This is a genomic window from Sphingobium sp. SA916 (assembly GCF_002894065.1).
Lineage (GTDB): Bacteria > Pseudomonadota > Alphaproteobacteria > Sphingomonadales > Sphingomonadaceae > Sphingobium > Sphingobium fuliginis.
In genome coordinates, this window is record NZ_LXYF01000048.1 from 33,115 (window position 1) to 54,689 (window position 21,575).

The window sequence follows — 21,575 nt, forward strand, 5'->3', positions numbered from 1 at the left end:
CAGGGGGATCGTTTCGTTTATTGGATCGCGCCGGTTCAGCCCATTTCCTTCATGGCGATCCAGCGCCTCTCGACATTGGCGCGCTCGACCGCCTCGACCACCCGATGTACGGCGGCCGCTTCGGTGAAGCTGGGCGATCCTTCCGTGCCGCCGCGAATGGCATCGACCATATGCCGGAACATCCAGTCCATCGCGGCGAAGGGACGCGGTTCCGCCGTGGCGCCCGCGACGCCGGGGACGGCATAATGGTCGTCCACCGTCACCTCTTCGCAGGTGCGCTGGCCATAGGTCAGCAACCGCGCATCGCCGGCATAGAGCATTGCCGAGGGGAAATTGCCGAAGCTGTCGTCGACCAGCAGCAAACGGCCCCTGTCGCCCCACACCTCCACCCGCCAGCCTTCGGTGTCGGGCACGCACCAGCCCGCCTGCAGGCTGCCGATTGCGCCATTTTCCATGCGCAGCACCGCGCTGCCCAGATCGTGCGTCTCCGGCCGCAGGACTTCGCCATTGGGCAGGAACCATTCGGGCACGCCCGTCGTCAACATGCCGGTCGCCTCCGCCACCGGGCCGATCAGGTGCGTCAGGAACAGCAGCGAATGGGTGGCGAAATTCCGCCACGCGCTGCCGCCGCTGCTCTTTTCCGCCAGCCAATAATAGGGGTCGGTATGTTCCGAATAGGCGCAATAGGCATAGGGCTTGTCGTTGGCGACGATCAGCGGCAGCATCAACTGAACATTGAAGCCCAGCGGGCGGCCGATGAAGCCTTCATCGATCATGCGCTTCATCTTCTGCGCATGCGGCGACCAGCGGAATTGCGCGTCCACCGCGCCGACGACGCCAGCGGCCAGCTGCGCGTCGCGCATCGCTTCGGCATCGGACAGGCTGACCGCGAAGGGCAGCGCGTCATAGACATGCTTGCCGTTCTTCAGCGCCGCCATGACCATGGGAAAACGGAAGGATGGCCGTGTGCCGACATCGATGATGTGCAGGTCCGGATCGGCCGACATCTCCTCATGGTTCCAATAGGCTTTGGGAATGTCATATTCCCGCGCCGCCCTTTCCGCCGTTTCCTGGCGAGAGGTGCAGATGGCGGCGACTTCCACGCCCTCGATCCGCCGCCAGGCCGCGCCGTGGACCTTGAGGCTCCAGTTGGCGCTGATGATCCCCACCTTGAGCGTATCCGCCATTGCCTTGCCCCTTCGCCTTGATTTAATTGAACCTATGTGTCCAATTAAAAAGCAGCCCGCGCAAGCGGGAAGGGGATCAGGAATATGATGATTGGGCACCAGGCCCGACGGCGGCGGGGGCGTCCCACGGCGGACGAGACCCAGGCGCGCGAGCAGGCCGTCATGGAGGTCGCTGCGGCACTGTTCGAACAGCATGGCTTTGCCGGCGTGACGATGGCGGAGGTGGCGCGCCGCGCCCGCATCAGCAAGACGACGCTCTACGCCCGCTACCCCGACAAGCCGACGTTGTTCCGTGCGATATGCAGCTATGCCTGCCGCGTCCCGGCCTATCGTTTCGCGGCAGTCGCGACAGAGGGGCGTGAGCCGGACGATGTGCTGGCCGATTTTGCCGTCGCGATTGCCGAAGCGACCGCCGACCCTGCCGCCGACCGCTTCCTTCGCCTGGTCATTTTCGAAGCGCCTCGATTTCCCGAACTGGCGGAGCAGATATTGCTCGAGAGCCGCGACGTGGCCGCGCCGCTCGTCGTCTGGCTGGAGGGGCTGGCGCGGGAGGGACGGCTTGCCAGCCATGATCCGGCTTTGCTGGCGCGGCAATTCGGCGCGCTCGTGACCGGCGGCCATGACGGTCTGCTGCAATGCTCCGAACAGGAGACGGGAAAACGGATCGCCTCTGCGGTCGCATTGCTGCGGCCGCTGTTCCGCCATGAAAAAGACCGGCACGGATAGGACCGTGCCGGTCTTCAGGAGGCCCGCGCGCCCCTTATCCGCGCGGACACGCCCTATCAGGCGACTTCATGCTGCCTGGCCTGCGCGGTTGCCGGAGCGCCACGAACGCCGCGCACCAGACGGCCCGGAAGCGCGTCGGTCGCTTCGCCATTGCGGTAGGTCACGGCGCCGCTGACGAGGGTCGCGACATAGCCCTTCGACTTTTGCGACAGGCGCTTGCCGCCCGCCGGCAGGTCCGCGATCACCTGTGGCCGGTGCAGGATCATGTTGGGGATGTCGAGGATGTTGATGTCCGCCTTGTAACCCACGCCCAGCACGCCACGATCGCACAGGCCCACGGAGTTGGCGGGCTGGCTGGTCAACGCCTTGATCGCGGTCGGCAGGTCCAGACCGTCCCGGCCCAGCCGCCCGGTCAGCAGATAGGTGGTATAGGCCGCGTCGCAGATCATGCCGTAATGCGCCCCGCCATCGCCCAGCGCGACGATCATATTGTCCTGCCCGATGAGGTCGCGGCTTTGGGCGAGATATTCCGGCACGTCGGACGAATAGGAACAGAGGATCGCCCGGCCTTCATCCTCCAGCAGCGCATCGTAGATCATTTCGCGCGGATCGACGCCGCGACGCGCCGCTGCCGCCTGAATGCTGTCCTCGGCCGCGAAATTGTAATCGGCCGGATCGCTGATGCGGAACAGCGCTTTGATCGACTTGATCAGCCCGACGAAGGCGGGGTTCGGATCGTCCGGCTCCTCCGCGATCAGGCGCGCGCGCAGTTCCGGATCGCGCATCCGCGCCACCTTTTCCTCCAGCGGCAGCTTGGCCAGCGGGCGGAAGCTGGGGTTGAGCGAGAAGGGGTGGTAGCTGAGCTCCAGCCCGTACATGACGCCCATCGGACGCGGCATGAACTGGCAACGGATGGTCAGGCCATCAGCCGCCGCCTGGCGCACGCCTTCGACATAGCGGCCCCAATTGTCCGGCCGCGTCGGCATGGCGATCAGGCTGAATGTCACGGGAACGCCCGCCTGCTGGGCGATGGTGCGGAAAATCTTCAGTTCCACCTCGGCATCATTGTCGAGATTGGGGTTGCACTGGAACGTGCCAGCGCCCGCATCCTTCAGGCCCTCGGCCAGGGCCAATACCTCGTCCAGTTCCGTCGTGACCGAAGGCGCGAGTTCGCCGGAACGGAAACGGTGGAACAGATTGCGCGAACTGGCGACGCCCAGCGCACCGGCCTTCACTGCCTCGCTGACGCAGCGGCGCATTTCGACCAGATCCTCCAGCGTTGGAGGCTCCAGATTGGCGCCACGCTCACCCATGACGAAGACGCGCAAGGGGCTGTGGGGGATTTGCGCGGCGAAATCGACGTCGGACACGCGCTGTTCCAGCGCGTCGAGATAGTCGGGAAAGCTGTTCCAGTTGAACGGCACGCCTTCGGCCATGACGACTTCGGGAATATCCTCGACCCCCTCCATCAGCTTGATCATCAATTGATGATCGCCGTCCCGCACCGGCGCGAAGCCGACGCCGCAATTGCCCATGACGACGGTGGTGACGCCGTGATTGGACGAAGGAGCCATGCGGTTTTCCCAGGTGATCTGGCCGTCATAATGGGTGTGGACATCGACGAAGCCGGGCGTCACCGTCAGGCCGCGCGCATCGATTTCCTCCGGAGCCGAAGCCTCGATCCTGCCGATTTCAGCGATCACGCCGTCCTTCACGCCGACATCCGCGACATAGGGCTGGGCGCCGGTGCCGTCCACGATCGTGCCACCGCGGATCACCACGTCGAATTGACTGCTCATGCCTCTCCTTTCAGAATCGCCACGCAATGGAGTCGCGTAGATAAATAGTATGTGCTATTTATAGCATCGATGAAGACAGGACAATGGCCTAGTGACGCATGCATGATATTTCCGATCGTCCCCAGGACGTTGCCGTTCCTCGCCGCCGCGCCCGGCGGTCAACGGCGGAAATTCGGGCGCTCATTCTCGACGCTGCCCGCGCGGTCTTCGCGGAGCGGGGCTTTGCCGGCGCGACGACGCGCCATATCGCTGCCCGTGCGGAGGTGGCGGAGCCTTTGATCTTCAACAATTTCGGCAGCAAGGAGGCTTTGTTCACCGAAGCGGTGACCGAGCCGTTCAATGCCCGTTTCCGCGAATTCCTGGACTATAGCGACACGCTGCCGCCCGACCGTGAGGAACGCAGCATGCGCTTCGTCCAGGCGCTGTATCCCTTTCTGCGCGACCATGCCGATCTGTTGCTGGCGATGGTCAAGTCCAGGGGGGACGTGGATGCGGCGGCCATTCATGGTCTGGACGACTATTTCACGCGTGCCGTCGCCCGCATGCGATCGCAATATGAGCAGGCGGGGCTGGAATTCGACGTGCCGCCGGAACTGATGGTCCGCTATGGATTCGGCATGCTGGCCGGATCGGTCTTGCTGGGCGACTGGTTCTTTCCCGAGGGCGGACCGGACCCGGACGTCGAGGAAAGCGTTCTGGCGCGCATGCTTTTCAAGGCGAGCGAACCCAAACAGCTTTGAGTTACGGCGCCGCCATTCATCACATGGCCGAAATTCCATCGCCCGGCTTGGCGGTCGGCCGGGCTGCCGCCATGGTCAGCGCCTGATGGAGGCGCGGATGGCGATCGATTTCAACGGGCAAGTGGCTGTGGTGACGGGTGCGGGCGGCGCGCTTGGTTCGGCCTTCTGCCGGGAACTGGCGCGCAGAGGTGCGGCTGTGGTCGCCAATGACCTGGGTGGAGATCCGACGGGGCAGGGCGGATCGACCGGCTATGCCGATGCCGTCGTGAAAGAACTCAGGAATCTGGGCGCTCGCGCCATCGCCAATTACGACACGGTGGCGACCGAGACGGGAGGACAGGCCGTCGTCGATGCCGCGATGGCCGCCTTCGGCCGGGTCGACATCGTCATCTCCAATGCCGGCAATCAGCGGAACGGAGCTTTCGGCGCACTGACCGGGGAGGACATCGAATCCGTGCTGGCCGTTCATGTGAAGGGCGCGTTCAACATATGCCAGCCCGCCTATCGCGCCATGATGGAGCAGGGCTATGGCCGGATCGTGCTGGTCAGTTCGCAATCGGGCGTATTCGGCAACCCCTATCGCGCCAATTATGGGGCTGCCAAGACGGCGCTGATCGGCCTGATGAACGTCATCGCGCAGGAGGCTCCCGCAGGGATCGTCGTCAATACGCTCTTCCCCAATGCGCAGGGCGGGCGGCTGGGCGGCACCCCTGTCGAGCAGCGCCCGGACATCGCTTTCCTCAAGGCCGCAGGCGCCCGGACCCGTCATTTCATCGAAGGGATGAAGCCGGAATTCGTCGCCGCCCTGGCCTGCTATATGGCCAGCCGGGACTGCACCTCCTCCCAGCATATGTATTCGGTGCTGGGCGGCAAATATTCGCGGCTGTTCGTCGGCCTGACGCGGGGCTGGTACAGCCCCGGCCGGGACGCGCCGAGCTGCGACGACATCGCCGCCCATATCAGCGAGATCGACGACCGCTCGGAATATGACCTGCCGTTGAGCGGTCTGGACGAGATGGATACGGTCCTGTCGGTGCGGCGCGCTCTGGGACTCGATGCATGATCGCGGCGGATGGGCCGTTCCATGACGATAGACCCCTGCCGACGCGGGATGCCATTTCCGACATCCTCGATGTCACGCAAACGGGACCGGACCGGTTCACCGGATCGGCCGGAGCGCACAATCACATCGGGTCGGTGTTCGGCGGGCGATTGCTGGCCCAGGCCCTGCTGGCAGGGATGAAGACGGTGGAAGCGCTGCCCGCAAGCTCTTTCCACGCCTATTTCCTCGCCGCCGGGCGCACGGATCGGCGGCTCGACTATCAGGTTGCGCGCCTGCGCGACAGCCGTCGTTTCGCGAACCGTCAGATCACCGCCTGTCAGGATGGGCGGGCGATCTTCACGATGATGGCCGAATTCCATGCGCCAGAGGAGGGATTCGTCCATCAGAACGCAGCGATGCCTGTCGTGCCGCCGCCCGAGCGGGTCGCGCCGATCCAGCATTTCGTGCGCGAACGGGCGGCGGAGTTGGAACAGGCGGTGACGCACAACTTCGCCGCCGCCCTGGCGATAGAGATGCGCCCGATCGCGCCGGAAGACTATTTCCTCGCACGGCCGACCGAAGCGGCGCGATCATTCTGGTTCCGCCAGTCCGGCGCCACCACTGTGGAGGACAGCCGGTTGCAGCAGTGTCTGCTCGCCTTCGCCAGCGATTACTGGCTGGGCGGCGCCGCGGCGATCCCGCATTTCCTGCCCACCAACAGCGGCGAATTCCTGATCACCAGCATGGATCATGCGATGTGGTTCCACCGCCCTGCCCGCTGCGAGGCATGGATGCTGCATCATACGTCCAGCCCGTCGGCAGGTGATGGCCTGGGCCTCACGACGGGGCGGATTTTCGACCGCGATGGCCGTCTGATCGCGTCGACCGCCCAGGAATGCCTGATGCGCCGCCTCCGGACTTGAGGCGAGCTTAGAGCCAATCGACATTCAGCCCTGACGGCCTGCGAATGACGCTTTTCCGTGCTTCCGGTGCTCACGTACTTTGAGTACGCTGCGCGCCGGGTCACGGAAAACCACCATTTTCGGCTCGTCATCTTCTGAATGTCGATGGCTCTAGTCCGGTTGGCCGCCCTCCGGATAACGCCCCATCATCAGGTAGAACAAGGCGGCGAGAAAGAAGCTGCTTGAACAAGCCAGCAGGGCAATGTCGTAACTGCCGAAACGATCATAGGCCATGCCGATCAGGCTGGCGCCTACCGCGACGCCAAGCGCGATGCCCAGCGTCGACAGGCTGTAGATGGTGGCATAGCTGCGCAGCCCGAAATAGCGCGCGATCATGAAGGCGACGATATCGATCTCCGCCCCCTGGCCAAGGCCGATCATCAGCACCGCGCCATAGAAAAGCGCGGGCGGTACATCGTGCTGGAGCAGCAGCAGGCAACCGACCGCAGGCGCGAAATTCAGGATGAAGGCAATTGCGGGCGCCCAGAAGCGATCGACCAGGACACCGCTGAGCAATGCGCCCATGGCGGCAGCCGCGCCCATCATCGATACCGCGCCCACGGCGGCGACGGCATCGAGCCCCTTTTCCACGCCAAGCGGCTTCATCTGGGAGAGCAACGCCACCACCGGCACATAGTTGAGAACGGACGCCGCGATGAGGATGCGGACCTTGCCATTGGCCAGCAGCGACAGCGCGCTGTCAGCACGGGGCAGCGCGGTGCGTCCGGACCGCAGCTCCGCAGTGCGTGGGGGCACCCAGAACCAGATGAGAGGCAGCGCGATCAACAGGATGAAGGCGGCAAGCAGCAGATAGCCGCCCGACGATCCGAAGCGCAGGATCAACGGATATAGCGCCATCGGCATCAACGCACCCGCGACCGCCAGCCCCGACCGGCCTATGGCGAGCGCGGTCCCCCGCGTCCGCTCGAACGCGCCGCTCAGGATGCGCGTGACGGTGATGCCGGTCGTCGCCATGCCGACGAGCGCAAAGCCGAAATGCACCGCGTAGAAATAGCCGAGCGATCCGCCCATGGAAGCGAGCAGCCCATAACCGATGGCGGTCAGCAGCAGGCCCGCCGACAATATCGGTCTGACGCCGTGACGATCCGTCATCCGGCCGATGACCGGCGCGATGAAAGCGATGATCAGGCCGAAGCTGTGGACGAAGGCGATGTCCCCGCGCGACCAGCCGAACTGCTGCTGCAAGGGTTCCACGAACAGGCTGGAAACCGCAGAATAGAGGGAATAGCCCAGCGATCCTGCGAACAGCGCCGCAACGCCGGGACGCCAGGCGCGCCTCCATTCCTGCGCGATCAGATGCAATTGGGATGTACCGGCGGCGTCAGGGGGCGGGTGCGGGCTCATGCCCCATTCCTGCGCGAAAGCGGGCGATGGGAACAGCCGCATCCCATTTCTACGCATATGTGTAGAGACCATGGCCATGGCTTGCCAGCGGGTCGACGGCGGCGGCACCGTCATGGCCATGTTGGGGAGAGGATGATGGCCGAGGATATTGTCGTCGAACGGCTGACGGACGGCCAGGGAATCGCGCTCGTAACGCTCAATCGGCCCGCGCGCATGAACGCCCTGCTTCGGGAGACGGTCGCCCGCTTCAACGGGCTGATGGACGAACTGGCGGCCGACGCCGCCTGCCGGGCCGTCATCATCACCGGCGCCGGGCGAGGCTTCTGTTCAGGGCAGGATCTCGCGGCGTCCAACCAGCGTAACCAGACGGGCAGCAGCGGCGTCATCGAGAAACTTCACTGGCAACAACAGTTCGCCGGCATGGGCGGACGCATCCGGTCCATGCCGAAACTGGTGATCGCGGCAGTCAATGGCCCGGCTGTGGGTGCGGGCATGGCGATCGCGCTCAGCGCCGATGTACGGATCGCGACCCCCGCAGCGAAATTTCTCGTGGCGGCGGTGCGGATCGGATTGACCGGCGGCGAAAGCGGCATCTCCTATCTGCTGCCGCGCATGATCGGCGCGGCGCGAGCCTTCGACATATTGCTGACCGGCCGCGCGATCGAGGCGGAGGAAGCCGAGCGCATCGGCCTTGTGCGATCGCTGTCCGATCCGCGGTCGTTGATCGACGACGCCATCGCCTATGCGCGCTCCGTTCTGGCGAACAGCCCCTATTCGGTCGCCCATACCAAGGCGCTGATGTGGGCCAATCTGGATGCCAACAGCTATGAAGCCGCGATCCAGGCGGAAAACCGGGCGCAGATACTGGGCACGATGACGGAGGATTATAGCGAGGCGACCGCCGCTTTCATGGAAAAGCGGCCGCCGCATTTTTCGGGACGATAGGCCAAAGGCGCCCCATCACGGCCCGAAGGCGGTGACAAGGCGCTCCCCTGATTGTCAATCCACGATCCGCTTGACGGCCCGGTTGCGGTCGAGTGCCGGGTCGAGATAGCGGCCCACCGCATAGTCGCCCATGATCGTGGTGCGGCGGGCGCTGCGTGGGACGTTCAACGGCACGCCCTCCGCATGGTGGATCATCCGCCAATTGTCCCATACCAGCATGTCGTTCTTCTGCCAGTCGTGGAAATAGGCATGTCGCTCGTCGGTCAGATGCGCCGCCAGTTCGGCGAGCAGCGAATCGCTTTCGGCCCGATCAATGCCCAGAATATACTGCGCCTGCAGCGGTGAAATCTTCAGCGCCTTGCGCCCGGTCTCCCGCTGGGTGATGACCATCGGGTGGACGACGGGCGGGAAATCATATTTCGTTCCGCCAGAAGGCGTGTCGCGCGCCAAGGCACGGAGATCGGCCGGGACGCCATATTTGCACTGCATGAAGTCCGTCACGAAATGATAGACGACCTCCATGCCGTCGATCTTCTCCTTCATTCCGGGCGACAGCCGCTCATAGGCTTCGATCGCATCGATGAACCCGGTTCGGCCAAGCTGCGTCGCCGGCTTCTCCATGCGGAGCACCGCGCCGCGCACGATCGTCGGCATGAAGCTCTGGTCCCAATGCCACGGGATATAGCCCGCCCGGTCATGCCCGCCGAAATGATAATCGGTCTGGAAGCGGGGCTTGTCGTCCGCCGGGTCATATTTCAGCGTCATCATGAACTGGTTGTTGGGATCGTTCATATCGGCGGTCGCAGCCGGCTCCATCTCCCCGAACAGACGGCTCAGCCGCATCTGCGCTTCGTCATCGGCATCGGGATCGCGGAACAGCAGCAGTCCGGCCTCGATCCATATGTCGCGGATTGCGTTTGCCATGTTGTCGTCCAGCGGGCGCGACAGATCGACGCCGATGATCTCCGCACCGAAACCGGGGCTGAGTGCGCGGACCTTGAGCCCGGCCCTTTCCTGAACCTCGTCTTCTTTCAGCATCATTCTCTCCTCGCGCATGCGGCCGGGCCATAACGGCGGACCAGTGCGCTCATGTTAAACCTTATCCATTGCCCCTATAATCGGGCAATTTTCGAAAAAACTATTCAATATCATTGAACAATGATCTTGAATGGACTTTCGACAACTCATCAGAAGTCTGATGACATCGCCCGGAACCCGCCCATAACGGCGCCTATTCCTTCGGTCATGCTATAAGGGCGAGCAAGACGGGGGTAGCGGACGGCAGCCCCGTGTCGGACGAGATCCCCAAGAAGGAATGGAAAAGGATGAATAGTTTCACCGCGACCCCGTGGCCCAAGGACCGCGTCATGCCGGCCCGATCGTGGGAGAGGCCGGCCGGCATGCGCGTCATTTCCAGCGACGATCATCTGATCGAGGAACCGGGGCTGTGGGAAAACCGGCTGAAGGGCGCGGACAAAGATCGCGCGCCTAAATATTGGAAGGACGAGACGGGCTTCCATCTCGAAGTCGACGGCCAGAATTATGACGTCCCCGGCCTGCCGCCGACCTTCCCTGAAGGGCGCGAGGGCTTTTGGGATGTCGACAAGCGCCTGGCGGACATGGATGCGGAGGGCATTGACGCCGCCATCATCTATCATGGCCGCCTCAACAGCCTGATCCGCATGCCGGACAAGGAATTCTGGTATCGCTGCGTCGATGTCTGCAATGAATGGGCCGCGGAATGGAAGGAAGCGGCGCCCGACCGGCTGTTCCCCGTCGCGCTGCTGCCCACCTTCCTGTGGCCGGAACGAACGAAGGATTATCTCCAGAAGCTGAAGCAGCTCGGCTACAAGGCGATCGACATTCCCGTCAGTCCCAAGGGCGTGCGCTACAACAGCAAGGATATGGACCCGTTCTGGGAAGCGATCCAGGAAAGCGGCTTTCCCGTCTCCTTCCATATCGGCGCCTATCTGCAATATAGCGGCCGGGGCTCATTGGGCGCGAACCTGAACGCCAATCTGATGCCCTTCACCGGGCTGTTCGGGCAGTTGGTTTTCTCCGGCCTGTTCGACCGTTTCCCCGGCCTGCGCGTCGTCTTCACCGAAGGCGGCGCGAGCTGGGTGCCCGGCACGCTGGAAAATGCCGACAAGGTCGCACGCGACTATGCGACCGAATTGCGGCCCAAGCTGGCGCAGAAGCCGAGCTGGTACTGGCATAACCACTGCTACACCACTTTCATGGAAGACGATGTCGCGATGGAGAATATCGCGCGCATCGGGGATGGCCGGGTGATGTGGTCGACCGACTATCCGCATCCGGAAGGTGTGATGGGCAGCAGCGACGCCATCATGAAGCGCATCTTCGACACGGTGGGTGAGCCCGCCGCGCGCAAGGTGCTGGGCGAAACGGCGGCCCAGCTCTGGGGCATCTGACCGGAAAAGGGGTAAGGGAAGGGGAGCGGATCTTTGGTTCGCCCCCCTTTCTTTCAGCCGGGCGTCGCGCTGCTCCACGCCATGGCGCCCATGGCCTTGCGCTGTTGCAGCGCCTCCGTCTCGATCGCCAGCGCGTCGGCCAGCGTGCCTTCCGTTCCGCGATCGATCACGCTCTTGGACATGCGGATCAGGCCGGGATCGTGCGCGGCGATCGCCCCGGCGATCTCGATGGCTCTGGGCAGCAATTGCTCAGCCGGCAGAAGCTCATTGGCCAGGCCCACGCGCAAGGCCGTGGCGGCATCGACCGGCTGGCAGCTCAATATCATCTGGCGGGCGAAGCGCGCGCCTACGGCGCGGGGCAGGCGCGACCCCATGCCGCTGCCCGACAATGCGCCGATCTTCGCATGCGTATCGGCAAACCGGGCATTCTCGCTGGCCAGAATGAAGTCGCAACCCAGCGCCAGCTCAAGCCCGCCAGTATAGGCCGCACCGCCGACGGCGGCGATCATGGGCTTGCCTAGGCGCGGTACGCGCTGGATCAGCGCCGTCACGCCCTGGCGCGGCGCCTCGGGGGCAGAGAAGGTCTTGAGGTCCAGCCCGGCGCAGAAGGCGGGCGGCGCGCCCGTCAACACGCCCACCCGCCAGCGGTCGTCCTGCACGAAAACATCGAATGCCGCGTTCATGGCGTCGAGCAGCGCGAGATCGATCGCATTGCGTTGCGCCGGCCGGTTCATCGTCAGCAGCAATATGCCTTCGCCGGCTTCCTCGGCCAGCAGCACGCCATTCGGTTCCAGCGTCATATCCAGCTCTCGAAAAATGCGACGACGTCGCGGGCGAACGCCTGGGGTTCCTCCATCGCGGCGAAATGCCCGCCCGCGTCCATCTTCGTCATGCGGACCACATGATATTGCCGCTTGGCCAGGGCGTGGCTGGGCATGGGATAGAATTCGCCGGGAAAATGGGCGAGCGCGGTGGGCACTGTCACCGGCCCGGCCGCCAGCGCGTCGCCGTTCAGGCCGTAATACATCCATATCGACGACATCACATTGTCGGTGACAAGATAGGACATGAGGTTGGTGATCAGATGATCCTTGCTGAACCGGCTCTCTATATCGCCCTTGGTGTCGCCCCAGCGCCAGAATTTCTCGACCACCCAGGCCGCCCAGCCGACCGGATTGTCGTGCAGCGCAAGGCCGATGGTCTGCGGTTTGGTGGCCTGTTCGTGATGATAGCCGCTTTCCGCCTCCATCACCGTGCGGACCTGCGCCCAATAGTCGAGCAGTTCCGCATCGGCATCGGCATGCGGCGGCGGCGCCATGAAGAAATTGAGATGGATCGCCGCCACGACATCGGCATGGCTGATGCCCAACTGCGTCGTCACCGCCGATCCCCAGTCGCCCCCCTGCGCGAAGAAGCGCGGATAGCCCAGCACGTCCACCATCAAGACGCGCCACAAGGCGGCGACGCGGGCGGGGCCGATCGGCCGCGGCGGCCGGCCCGACCAGCCATAGCCGGGCAGGGACGGCACGACGACGGAAAAGCCCGCCTCCGTCAGCAGCGGGATCGCCTCCTGGAACTCCACCACCGATCCCGGCCATCCATGCGTCAGCAGGATCGGCGGCCTGTGCGCGTCACTGCCCCGCACATGATAGAAATGAATGGGGATGCCGTCGATCTCGACCATGAACTGCGGCCAGCGGTTGAGCTTCTCCTCCTCCGCGCGCCAGTCATATGCCGAACGCCAATAATCGACCAGCTCGGCCAGATAGCGCGCATCCATGCCATATTTCCACTGGTCGGGATCGTCGGGCATATAGCCGATGCGACTGTCCGCCAGCCGGTGCCGGATATGATCGAGCACGGACTGCGGCACGTCGATGCAGAAGGGGGTGGGAGTCAAAGGGCCTCTCCTCAATGATCGGCCGATTCATAATGCTTCCATCCCCTGGCCGAATATCCATGGGCGGATGCATCACAGTCATGATCGGACTCCCGGGCAGTCATGACGGGAGAACGGGCCGGTGGTACGATGGCGTATCCTTGATGACAACGAAAGAAAGAGGGGATGTCCGTGGGCATCATCATACGCTATCCACGTATCGATTTTTCAAAGGTGCGCGCACATTGGGCGCCCAATATCGCCTTCGCCCAGTTCCAGAACGCGACCTCGATCATTCCCGCCCCGGTCGAACCCTGGCTGATCAAGGTGCTGAACATCGCGATGGAGCGCCTGCCCGCCGGTTCGGAGCAACTGCGCGAGGACATGGCCGCCTTCATCGGCCAGGAATCGCAGCATTACCGCCAGCATCAGAAGTTCAACAAGGTGATCGCGGCGCAAGGCTATCCCCGGCTGGCCGAGTTCGAGAAGAAGCTGGCCGACGATCTGGACGCTTTCCTGAAGAACCGCTCGCTCAAATTCATGCTCGCCTATGCCGACGGCTTCGAATCGCTGGGCGCGGTGCAGGGCGGCATCTGGTTCGAGCGGATGGATGCGCTGATCGAAGGCGCCGACCCCAATGCCGTGGCATTCTGGAAATGGCATATGGCCGAAGAGTTCGAACATCGGGAGGTCTGCTTCCAGATCTATCACCGGATTTACAGCCGCGGCCTGTGGGGCAGGATCTGGAACGGCTATTTCTACCGTGTCTATGGCTGCCTCTATGCCATGGTTCATTTGCGGGGTTTCATGGACCGCATGTTTTCCTACCTGATCGAGCAGGACAAGAAAAGCATGACGCCTGCCGAACAAGCCGCGCTTGATCGCGACATCAAGGCGCTCAACAATTTCCAGCTCAGGGTATTTTTCCCACAACTGCTCAAGAACTTGCTGCCCTGGTACGATCCGGGGAAAAAACCAACCCCGCCCGGGCTGTTCGATTTTCTCCGCCAGTTCGAAAAATCGGGACCGGCGGAGGCCTGAGCTGACGGTTCGCCAGAAATGACGGGGCGCGCGGCGCTGACGCCTCTTCTTCCCGGTCACGCGCTTTTATACAGTTCCTTCAGCGCGAACTTGATCACTTTCCCCGTCGAATTCATCGGCAGCGCGTCGAGGAAGGTGACGCCGCGAGGGATCTTGTAATTGGCGAGATTGGCCTTCGCCCAGCCGATCACCTCCTCCGCCGTGATGGAGGAACCGGCTGCCCGGACGATGAAGGCATGGCCCACTTCGCCCAGCCGCTGGTCGGGCACGCCGATGATGGCGGACTGGTGGATGCCCGGCAGGCCGGTCATCTGCTTCTCGATCTCCGCCGGATAGACGTTGAATCCGCCGACGATATACATGTCCTTCAGCCGGTCGGTGAGCTTCAGATACCCGTCCGCATCCAGACAGCCGACATCGCCCGAATGCAGCCAGCCATCGGCGTCGAGCGTGGCGCGGGTCGCCTCCGGATTGTCGAGATATTCGATCAGCAGCTTGTCGTCGCGGATCAGCACTTCGCCCGGCTCGCCCACGGCAAGGGAATGGCCGTTGGGTCCGGCGATGCGGATTTCCGTGCCGGGGATCGCCGTGCCGACCGTATAGGCGATGCGTTCCATGGGATCGCGCGGCCGGGTGTGCGTCGCGGAGCCGCAGCATTCGGTCATGCCATAGCCGGTGCTGATCTCCTGGATCGGGGTTTCGGCCTGGAGCCGTTTCATCAGTTCGATCGGCACGACGGTCGATCCCGTCGACATGAAGCGCCAGCTCGAAATGTCCCAATCGCGCCAGTTCGGAAAGGCCAGCATCTCCTGAAACACGGTCGGCGGCGCGGGCATCACGGTGATCCGGTTCTTCGCCACCAGGTCGAGCACGCTGGCCGGATCATAGGCTTCGGGCCAATAGAGCGTGCTGCCCGCGATCAGCGATGCGACCCAGCCCGCCTTGTAGGATGCATTGTGCGAGAAGGGACCGAAGGCGGCATAGCGGTCGTCCGCCGTCTGCCGGGCGATGTCGACCCATGCCTGACCGCCGCCCAGCGACCGGCGATGATCGAACAGCGCGCCCTTGGGCGCTCCCGTCGTGCCGGACGTGAACATGAGGTCGGCCAGCGTGTCGGGCTTCACCATCGCCTCGCGCTCGGCAAGCTGCGCGTCGCTGCTGTTTGCGGCCAGCGCGACGAAATCCTCGAAACCGATTTCGCCTTCGCCCAGTTCCTGCGGTTCGGCGCGCAACACGATGCGGCGGCGCAGGCCGGGCATCGCTTCGTCCTTCAGCATGGCCGGATAATAGCGGCCCAGGAAACTGCCGATGGAAAACAGGCGGACAATCTGTCCCCGCCGCACGATGTCCGACACCTCGCCGCCCTTCAGGCGCGTGTTGAGCGGCACCATCACGCCCGCGGCGCGCTGGATGCCGATGGCGATGGCGACCCATTCCCACATATTGGGCGCCCAGATGGCGGCCCGGTCGCCCGGCCGGGCGCCATCCGCGATCAGGGCCTTGGCGACCAGATCGGCCTGGCGGTCGAGTTCGCGATAGCTGATCGCCCCGTCTGTCTGCGAAACCAGGGCCGGGCGGTCCCCGTGACGCGCGGCGGCGCTGCGCATGAGGGCGGGAATAGTCGTCGTCATGATGGCCTTTTCGTCAGGATTCTGGTGCCGATGCCATGTTGCAGCATGGGCCGAACTCGCCTTCGAAGGAAGGACAAGCTTGGCATCACCGTGGTTGTGATGGCTGGCTTCATCGATCCAGATGGCGCAGGAAATCGCCCCGCGCCGACCAGACCATCCAGGCCGCGAGCGGTCCGGCGGTCAGCAGGCCGGTGATGATCGCCCAGCCCAGCTTCATGGGATCGCCATAGACATAATCCGTCAGGAAACCGATCAGCATCGGTCCCAGCGCATAGCCGCACAGATTGGACGCCAAAACCATCAGCGCGGCGAAGCGTCCGCGCATCTCGATGGGCGCGATCATCTGCACGGCGGCCATGGTCGGCCCATAGCTCGACCCCATGGTCATCATCATCAGCGTGATCGCGCCGAACAGCAGGGCGAAATTGCCGGCTGCGAAGGCCGCCGCCAGAACCGGGGGAATCGCGATGCAGAAGCCGCACAGCAATCGCAGCGCCATGTCGCGGGTGCCGCGCGCGAAGCGATGGTCGATCAGCACGCCCAGCGACAGGCCGCCGACGATGCCGCCCAGCGCGACCGCGACCGACATCATCGTTCCCACCTCCGCCGCGCTGACGCCCAGCACGCGGCGGGCATAGGTCGGCGTCCATACCATCGTCCCCTGAATGGCGACGGCCATCACCGCCGATCCCAGGATCAGCCCCAGCATCAGCCGGGGATGCGCGCCGATATGGCGGAAGAAGGCGCCCCAGCTTGCCGCCTGCCGGTCGGGCGGAGGCTGGCTGCGGCGCTTCGGCTCGCGAAAGGCGAAGGCCAGGAACGCGACCGCCACGCCGGGCAGGCCCGTCACCACCAGCACTTGCCGCCAAGGGGCAAGCCCCGCGAACGGACCGCTCAACGGCTCCGCGCTGAACAGCGCGAGCAGGTTGCCGCCCAGCGCGTAGGACAGCGATATGCCGATGACGCCGGACACGGAAAGGCAGGCGATCGGCGTCGTCAGCCGATGACGGGGGAAGATGGAGGCAAGGAGCGACTGCCCGGCGGGGGATACCGCCGCCTCGCCCGCGCCCACCAGCAGCCGGCCGGCGAAGAGCTGGCTGTAGCTGCGCGCCAGCCCTGTGCCCGCCGCCGCCAGCGACCAGACCACGATGCCGGTGAACATGATCGCGCGCCGCGAATAACGGTCGACCAGCCCACCGATCACCAGCCCCATCAGTCCGTAGAAGAGCGCGAAGGACAGGCCTTGCACCAGGCTGATCTGGAAATCGTTGAGGCCAAGCTCCGCCCGCATCTCCGGGATCAGCACCGATATGACCTGCCGGTCGATCATCGACACGATCTGGAAGATCATCAGGATGAAGACGGTCCACCAGGCGCTGGCCGGACCATAATTGTCCGGCCAGTGACTGGTCTGGGCGGGGGCGTCGGCGGGGCCATCCACGCGCGCGTGCAAGGGGTCAGCCCTTCAGATGGGCAGGCAGGTCCTGCATGAAGACGGCCTTGATCTCGGTGAAGCCGTGCAACCCTTCCTCACCGCCCTCGCGGCCCACGCCGGACTGTTTGAAGCCGCCATAGGGGATGGTGTAGTCGATGACGCGGCCATTATGGCCGAAATTGCCGGTACGGATGCGGCGGGCGACCTTGTAGGCGCGCTCTACATCCTGCGTGAACACCCCGCCCGACAGGCCGTAGATATTGTCGTTGGCGATGGCGATCGCCTCTTCCTCGCTGCCATAGGCGATGATCGTGCCGACGGGTCCGAAAATCTCCTCGCGGGCGATGGTCATGTCGTTGCTGGCGTCCGTGAACAGGGTCGGCTCCACGAACCAGCCCTTGTCGAGATGCGCAGGGCGGTTGCCGCCCGTGACGATGCGGGCGCCCTGCGTCTTGCCCTGCTGGATATAGTCGAAGACGCGGCCATGCTGGCGCTGGGTGACGAGCGGGCCCATCTGCGTCGTTTCAGTGAAAGGATCGCCCACCTGCACATATTGCATGGCGGCGGCGAGCGCTTCCTCCACCGCGCCCTTCAATGAGGCGGGCACTAATATGCGGCTGAAGGCGGCGCATTGCTGGCCGCACAGCCCGACCAGGTTCGGCATGATCCCTTCCACGACCTTGCCGATGTCGGCATCGTCCAGGATGATGGCGGCGGACTTGCCGCCCAGTTCCGTCGTGATGCGTCCCGACCGGGCGCTGACGACCGAGGCGATGTGCAGGCCGGCGGCGGTCGAACCGGTGAAGCTGACCTTGTCCACCCCTTCATGGCGGATCAGATAATCGGACACGTCGCGATCCGCCGTCAGGACGGAAAAGACGCCCTCGGGCACGCCCGCCGCCGCGATGCATTCGGCCAGGATCAACGCTTCCAGCGGCGTTTCGGGCGAAGGCTTGGCGATGATCGTGCAGCCTGCCGCCAGCGCGAAGGCGACCTTCAAGGAGAGCGTGGCCAGCGGCGCGTTCCACGGCACCACGGCGGCGACGACGCCCACCGGCTCGCGCACGACGATGGCATGCCCGCCCGCCAGGGCGGGACGCACCTCCTCAAAGCCCTTTTCGGCAAGGTCCGCGGCATAGGTGTAATAGCCGCCCATGAAGGGGGCCGTCATCGACGATTGCGAATAGGGCATGCCCACCTGCAGCGACCAGGCGCGGGCGAAATCGTCGTTGCGCCTGGCCATTTCCTCAGCGATGCGGCGCAGATAGACGGCGCGCTCCGGCCCGGTCATGCGGGGCCAGGGGCCGTTGTCGAAGGCATTGCGCGCCGCCGCGATGGCGCGGTCCATGTCGGCGGTGGTCGCCTTGGCGACGCGGCCCACTTTCTCCTCGGTGGCGGGCGAGATGATCTCGATACCGTCCGATCCGGAAGAAGGGGACCAGTCGCCGCCGATGAACAGCTTTTCGGGGTTCGCTAGGTGGAGAAGCGTATCGGTCATGCGCGATTTTCCTTCTGGATTCGGCAAAGAAAGGGGCTGCTTAGGTCTCGACCACGACAGGCAGCGACAGGATATTGGCGACGCCGCCGTCGACCGGCAGCATGTGGCCCGTGATATAGGCCGATGCGTCGGATGCCAGGAACTGGACGGGGCCGACCATCTCCTTCGGATCGCCAAAGCGGTGGAGCGCTATGGCGCTGCGGAAGATCTTCGCCCGCTCCGGATGGCCGACGGTGGGCGCGGCCATGTCCGTGTCGAAGAATCCGGGCGCGATCGCGTTGCAGGTGACGCCATGGGGCGCCAGGTCGGCCGCGATGGATCGCGTCAGGCCCAGCACCGCATGTTTGCTGGCGACATAGGCGGACAGGTTCGGCCGCCCGGTGTCGGAGACGTAGGAGGCGAAGTTGATGATCCGCCCCCATTTGCGCGCCGCCATGTCTTTCGACAGGTCGCGGCACAGCAAATACATGGACGATACGTTCACATCGAACATATTCTCCCAATGGGCGAGGGTGGACTCGTGGAGCGGTCCCCATCCGCCGATGGCGCCGTTATTGACCAATATGTCGATGGCCGCGCCGTCGGCGTTCAGCCTGTCGGTCGCCGCCTGCACCGCCTCCAGATCGGCCAGGTCGAACGCGATGGTTTGCGCCCGCCCGCCAGCCGCCCGTATTTCCTCGGCGGTTTCCTCCAGCTTCGCGCCGTCCCGCGCCGCGAGGATCAGCGATGCTCCCGCGTCCGCCAGCCCCAGCGCGATCGCCCTGCCCAGGCCGCGGGAGGCTCCCGTGACCATCGCCGTGCGTCCCGCGAGCGAGAAAAGCCCCGTCATTCTTATCCTCATCCTTGGCCAAGACTGCGTCCCGATGCAGTCATAGCGCTGGCGACCCCCGGATTTCGATGGCATCCGCCAAGCCATCATAAGGGCGATGTTCGTCGGTAAAGTCCGACATAAGGCTTGCGCACCCTTCATCCCTCCCCGCTATGCACGGTGCTGAGGATAAGGAGAAAGGCAGCATGGTCGAGGCGCAGAGCAGCGTGGAGGCGGAAGCCGATTATGTCATCGTCGGCGCCGGATCGGCCGGCTGCGTGCTCGCCAACCGGCTGAGCGCCAACGGCCGCCACAAGGTCGCGCTGCTGGAGGCGGGCGGCGACGACCGGCCGTTGCAGAATCTCTTCAATCCCGCGCAGGCGATGAGCACGATGAACATTCATGTGCCCGCCGGCTTCACCAGGATGCTGAAGGACCCGCGCATAAACTGGAATTACATGACCGATCCCGATCCGGGTTCGGACGGCCGGCAGCATTTCTTCCCGCGCGGCAAGGTTCTGGGCGGTTCCTCCTCCATCAACGGCATCCTCTGGGTGCGCGGCTTGCCGGAAGATTATGACGGCTGGCGGCAAAGGGGGCTGACGGGCTGGGGCTGGGACGAAGCGGAAACCTATTTCCGCCGGATCGAGAACCAGCAGGGCGAAGGCGCCAGCCGCGACCAGCAGGAAGGCCCGCTCAAGATCAGCGACGTGCCGATGCGGCACCCGATGCTGGACATCATGACGAAAGCGTTCGAGGAAGCGGGCGCCCCGGTCGCCAAAGACCTGAACGGCACCACGCGGGAGGGCGTGGCGCGGGTCCGGCTCAACGCCCATAAGGGCCTGCGCGTATCGGCGGCGGTCGCCTATCTGCACCCGGCGATGAAGCGGCCTAACCTCCAGGTCATCATCCATGCCCACGCCACGCGCATCCTGTTCGAAGGCAGGAAGGCCGTCGGCGTCGAATATTGGAAGGGCGGCCGGCTGCGGCAGGTGCGCGCCCGCCGCGAAGTCATCCTTTCGGGCGGCACGATCAATTCGCCCCAATTGCTGGAACTGTCCGGCATCGGCCAGGGCGAACGCCTGCGGGCGCTGGGCATCGCGACGCTGGTGGACAGCCCGAACGTCGGTGAGAATTTGCAGGACCATTATGCATCGATGGTCCGCGCTCGCCTCAAGCCGGGCGCTTCCAGCTTCAACGCCATGTCGCGCGGCCTGCCGCTGGTGGGGCAGATGATCCGTTTCGCCGCGAGCCGTACCGGACTGCTGGCGCTGGGCGGGTCGAACCTGACGGCTTTCCTCAAGTCCGATCCGGCGCTCGACCTGCCGGACCTGCAATTCTTCGCCAGCCCCGCCACGGTGGATTTCGAGGCGCTGGCCAAAAATGGCGCCATGACGATGGAAAAGCTGCCGGGGATGACGGTGGGCGGTTATGTGATGCGGCCGCAGTCGAAGGGCTCCATCCATGTGAAGAGCGGCGACTTCCATGATGCGCCCTCGATCAAGCCCAACTTCCTGTCGGCGGAGGCGGACTGCCGCGCTCAGGTCGGCGGGCTGCGCTGGGCGCGCCGCGTGATGGAAAGCCCCGCGCTCGCGCCCTATTTCGACCATGAACTGACGCCGGGGGCAGCGCTGCAAAGCGATGAGGAATTGCTGGCCTTTGCGCGGGCGAGCGGGTCGACCGGTTATCATCACACCTCCACCTGCGCCATGGGCGTCGGCCCGGATGCGGTCGTATCCGGCACGCTGAAGGTCAACGGCGTGGAAGGCCTGCGCGTTGTCGACGCCTCGGTCATGCCCGCCGTCGTGTCGGGCAACACCAATGCGGCGACGATGATGATCGCGGAGAAGGGTTCCGACCTGATCCTTGCCGAAAGCTGATAGGATTGGCGTCGCCACCTCTCTCAGTCAGCGATGCTTTGGATTGAAGCGCGACTTGCTCCTGCACAGGAACGCGGTTCAAACTAGCACTACTTTGGCAGAAGTGAGACTGACGCGCTTGAGAGAGCACCCCCGCAATGAGGGCATTGGCCTGGCGGTGCACGCGAGAGGCGATCAAGGATGGCTTTGCGGACTGCCGGCAGGC

At 64.4% G+C, this 21,575-nt stretch carries 18 protein-coding genes; 8 read left to right on the forward strand and 10 right to left on the reverse strand.

Annotation, left to right across the window (positions count from 1 at the left end):
• Window positions 1-35: 35 nt before the first annotated feature.
• Window positions 36-1,187: a Gfo/Idh/MocA family protein gene (locus tag A8G00_RS15285; RefSeq protein WP_103001070.1), complete on the reverse strand. Its 1,152-nt coding sequence runs from the start codon at window positions 1,185-1,187 to the stop codon at window positions 36-38.
• Window positions 1,188-1,271: 84 nt separating this feature from the next.
• Between A8G00_RS15285 and A8G00_RS15290 the strand changes: the two genes are divergently transcribed.
• Window positions 1,272-1,913 (forward strand): TetR/AcrR family transcriptional regulator, encoded by a 642-nt coding sequence (locus A8G00_RS15290; protein ID WP_025552037.1) that lies wholly within the window; start codon window positions 1,272-1,274, stop codon window positions 1,911-1,913.
• A 56-nt stretch (window positions 1,914-1,969) separates the two neighbouring features.
• Here A8G00_RS15290 and A8G00_RS15295 read toward each other — a convergent pair whose 3' ends face one another.
• Window positions 1,970-3,712, reverse strand: coding sequence for an amidohydrolase family protein (locus A8G00_RS15295; RefSeq protein ID WP_103001071.1), 1,743 nt, complete (start codon window positions 3,710-3,712; stop codon window positions 1,970-1,972).
• Window positions 3,713-3,810: 98 nt separating this feature from the next.
• Between A8G00_RS15295 and A8G00_RS15300 the strand changes: the two genes are divergently transcribed.
• The 3 genes from A8G00_RS15300 (at window position 3,811) to A8G00_RS15310 (ending at window position 6,417) form a co-directional block, all read left to right on the forward strand.
• On the forward strand, window positions 3,811-4,452 hold the full coding sequence (locus A8G00_RS15300; RefSeq protein ID WP_025552035.1) for a TetR/AcrR family transcriptional regulator: 642 nt from the start codon (window positions 3,811-3,813) through the stop codon (window positions 4,450-4,452).
• Between the two features lie 97 nt (window positions 4,453-4,549).
• The gene (locus A8G00_RS15305; protein ID WP_103001086.1) at window positions 4,550-5,515 is read left to right on the forward strand and encodes an SDR family NAD(P)-dependent oxidoreductase; all 966 of its coding nucleotides are present in this window, start codon (window positions 4,550-4,552) and stop codon (window positions 5,513-5,515) included.
• Window positions 5,512-6,417, forward strand: a complete 906-nt coding sequence (locus A8G00_RS15310) for an acyl-CoA thioesterase II (RefSeq protein ID WP_103001072.1) — start codon at window positions 5,512-5,514, stop codon at window positions 6,415-6,417. Before A8G00_RS15305 ends, A8G00_RS15310 begins: the two co-directional genes overlap by 4 nt.
• A 150-nt stretch (window positions 6,418-6,567) precedes the next feature.
• Here the strand turns inward: A8G00_RS15310 and A8G00_RS15315 are convergent, their stop codons facing one another.
• A complete protein-coding gene (locus A8G00_RS15315; protein ID WP_103001087.1) occupies window positions 6,568-7,821 on the reverse strand; it encodes an MFS transporter in 1,254 nt (417 codons plus the stop codon).
• Between the two features lie 135 nt (window positions 7,822-7,956).
• Between A8G00_RS15315 and A8G00_RS15320 the strand changes: the two genes are divergently transcribed.
• Window positions 7,957-8,766 carry an enoyl-CoA hydratase/isomerase family protein gene (locus A8G00_RS15320; RefSeq protein WP_064232575.1) on the forward strand — a complete coding sequence of 270 codons (810 nt, stop codon included), beginning with the start codon at window positions 7,957-7,959 and terminating at the stop codon, window positions 8,764-8,766.
• Between the two features lie 54 nt (window positions 8,767-8,820).
• Here A8G00_RS15320 and A8G00_RS15325 read toward each other — a convergent pair whose 3' ends face one another.
• The gene (locus A8G00_RS15325; RefSeq protein WP_253258014.1) at window positions 8,821-9,807 is read right to left on the reverse strand and encodes a TauD/TfdA family dioxygenase; all 987 of its coding nucleotides are present in this window, start codon (window positions 9,805-9,807) and stop codon (window positions 8,821-8,823) included.
• A gap of 284 nt (window positions 9,808-10,091) precedes the next feature.
• Here A8G00_RS15325 and A8G00_RS15330 point away from each other — a divergent pair, with 284 nt between their 5' ends.
• On the forward strand, window positions 10,092-11,198 hold the full coding sequence (locus A8G00_RS15330; RefSeq protein ID WP_061936754.1) for an amidohydrolase family protein: 1,107 nt from the start codon (window positions 10,092-10,094) through the stop codon (window positions 11,196-11,198).
• Window positions 11,199-11,251: 53 nt separating this feature from the next.
• Here A8G00_RS15330 and A8G00_RS15335 read toward each other — a convergent pair whose 3' ends face one another.
• A complete protein-coding gene (locus A8G00_RS15335) occupies window positions 11,252-11,998 on the reverse strand; it encodes an enoyl-CoA hydratase-related protein (RefSeq protein ID WP_103001073.1) in 747 nt (248 codons plus the stop codon).
• Window positions 11,995-13,098, reverse strand: a complete 1,104-nt coding sequence (locus A8G00_RS15340; RefSeq protein WP_103001074.1) for an epoxide hydrolase family protein — start codon at window positions 13,096-13,098, stop codon at window positions 11,995-11,997. Before A8G00_RS15340 ends, A8G00_RS15335 begins: the two co-directional genes overlap by 4 nt.
• Window positions 13,099-13,269: 171 nt before the next feature.
• Here A8G00_RS15340 and A8G00_RS15345 point away from each other — a divergent pair, with 171 nt between their 5' ends.
• Complete coding sequence (locus A8G00_RS15345; RefSeq protein ID WP_172451870.1) at window positions 13,270-14,118, forward strand: metal-dependent hydrolase; 849 nt, start codon at window positions 13,270-13,272, stop codon at window positions 14,116-14,118.
• Window positions 14,119-14,174: 56 nt separating this feature from the next.
• Here A8G00_RS15345 and A8G00_RS15350 read toward each other — a convergent pair whose 3' ends face one another.
• The 4 genes from A8G00_RS15350 to A8G00_RS15365 all read right to left on the reverse strand — a co-directional run bounded on the left by A8G00_RS15350 (window position 14,175) and on the right by A8G00_RS15365 (window position 19,511).
• Window positions 14,175-15,749: an AMP-binding protein gene (locus A8G00_RS15350; RefSeq protein ID WP_103001076.1), complete on the reverse strand. Its 1,575-nt coding sequence runs from the start codon at window positions 15,747-15,749 to the stop codon at window positions 14,175-14,177.
• A 109-nt stretch (window positions 15,750-15,858) separates the two neighbouring features.
• Complete coding sequence (locus A8G00_RS15355; RefSeq protein WP_103001089.1) at window positions 15,859-17,190, reverse strand: MFS transporter; 1,332 nt, start codon at window positions 17,188-17,190, stop codon at window positions 15,859-15,861.
• A gap of 16 nt (window positions 17,191-17,206) precedes the next feature.
• The gene (locus A8G00_RS15360) at window positions 17,207-18,682 is read right to left on the reverse strand and encodes an aldehyde dehydrogenase (RefSeq protein ID WP_103001077.1); all 1,476 of its coding nucleotides are present in this window, start codon (window positions 18,680-18,682) and stop codon (window positions 17,207-17,209) included.
• A gap of 40 nt (window positions 18,683-18,722) precedes the next feature.
• Window positions 18,723-19,511 (reverse strand): SDR family NAD(P)-dependent oxidoreductase, encoded by a 789-nt coding sequence (locus tag A8G00_RS15365; RefSeq protein ID WP_103001078.1) that lies wholly within the window; start codon window positions 19,509-19,511, stop codon window positions 18,723-18,725.
• Between the two features lie 185 nt (window positions 19,512-19,696).
• On the opposite strand from A8G00_RS15365, the gene A8G00_RS15370 reads away from it, so the two are divergent.
• Complete coding sequence (locus A8G00_RS15370) at window positions 19,697-21,370, forward strand: GMC family oxidoreductase (protein ID WP_103001079.1); 1,674 nt, start codon at window positions 19,697-19,699, stop codon at window positions 21,368-21,370.
• Window positions 21,371-21,575 lie beyond the last annotated feature (205 nt).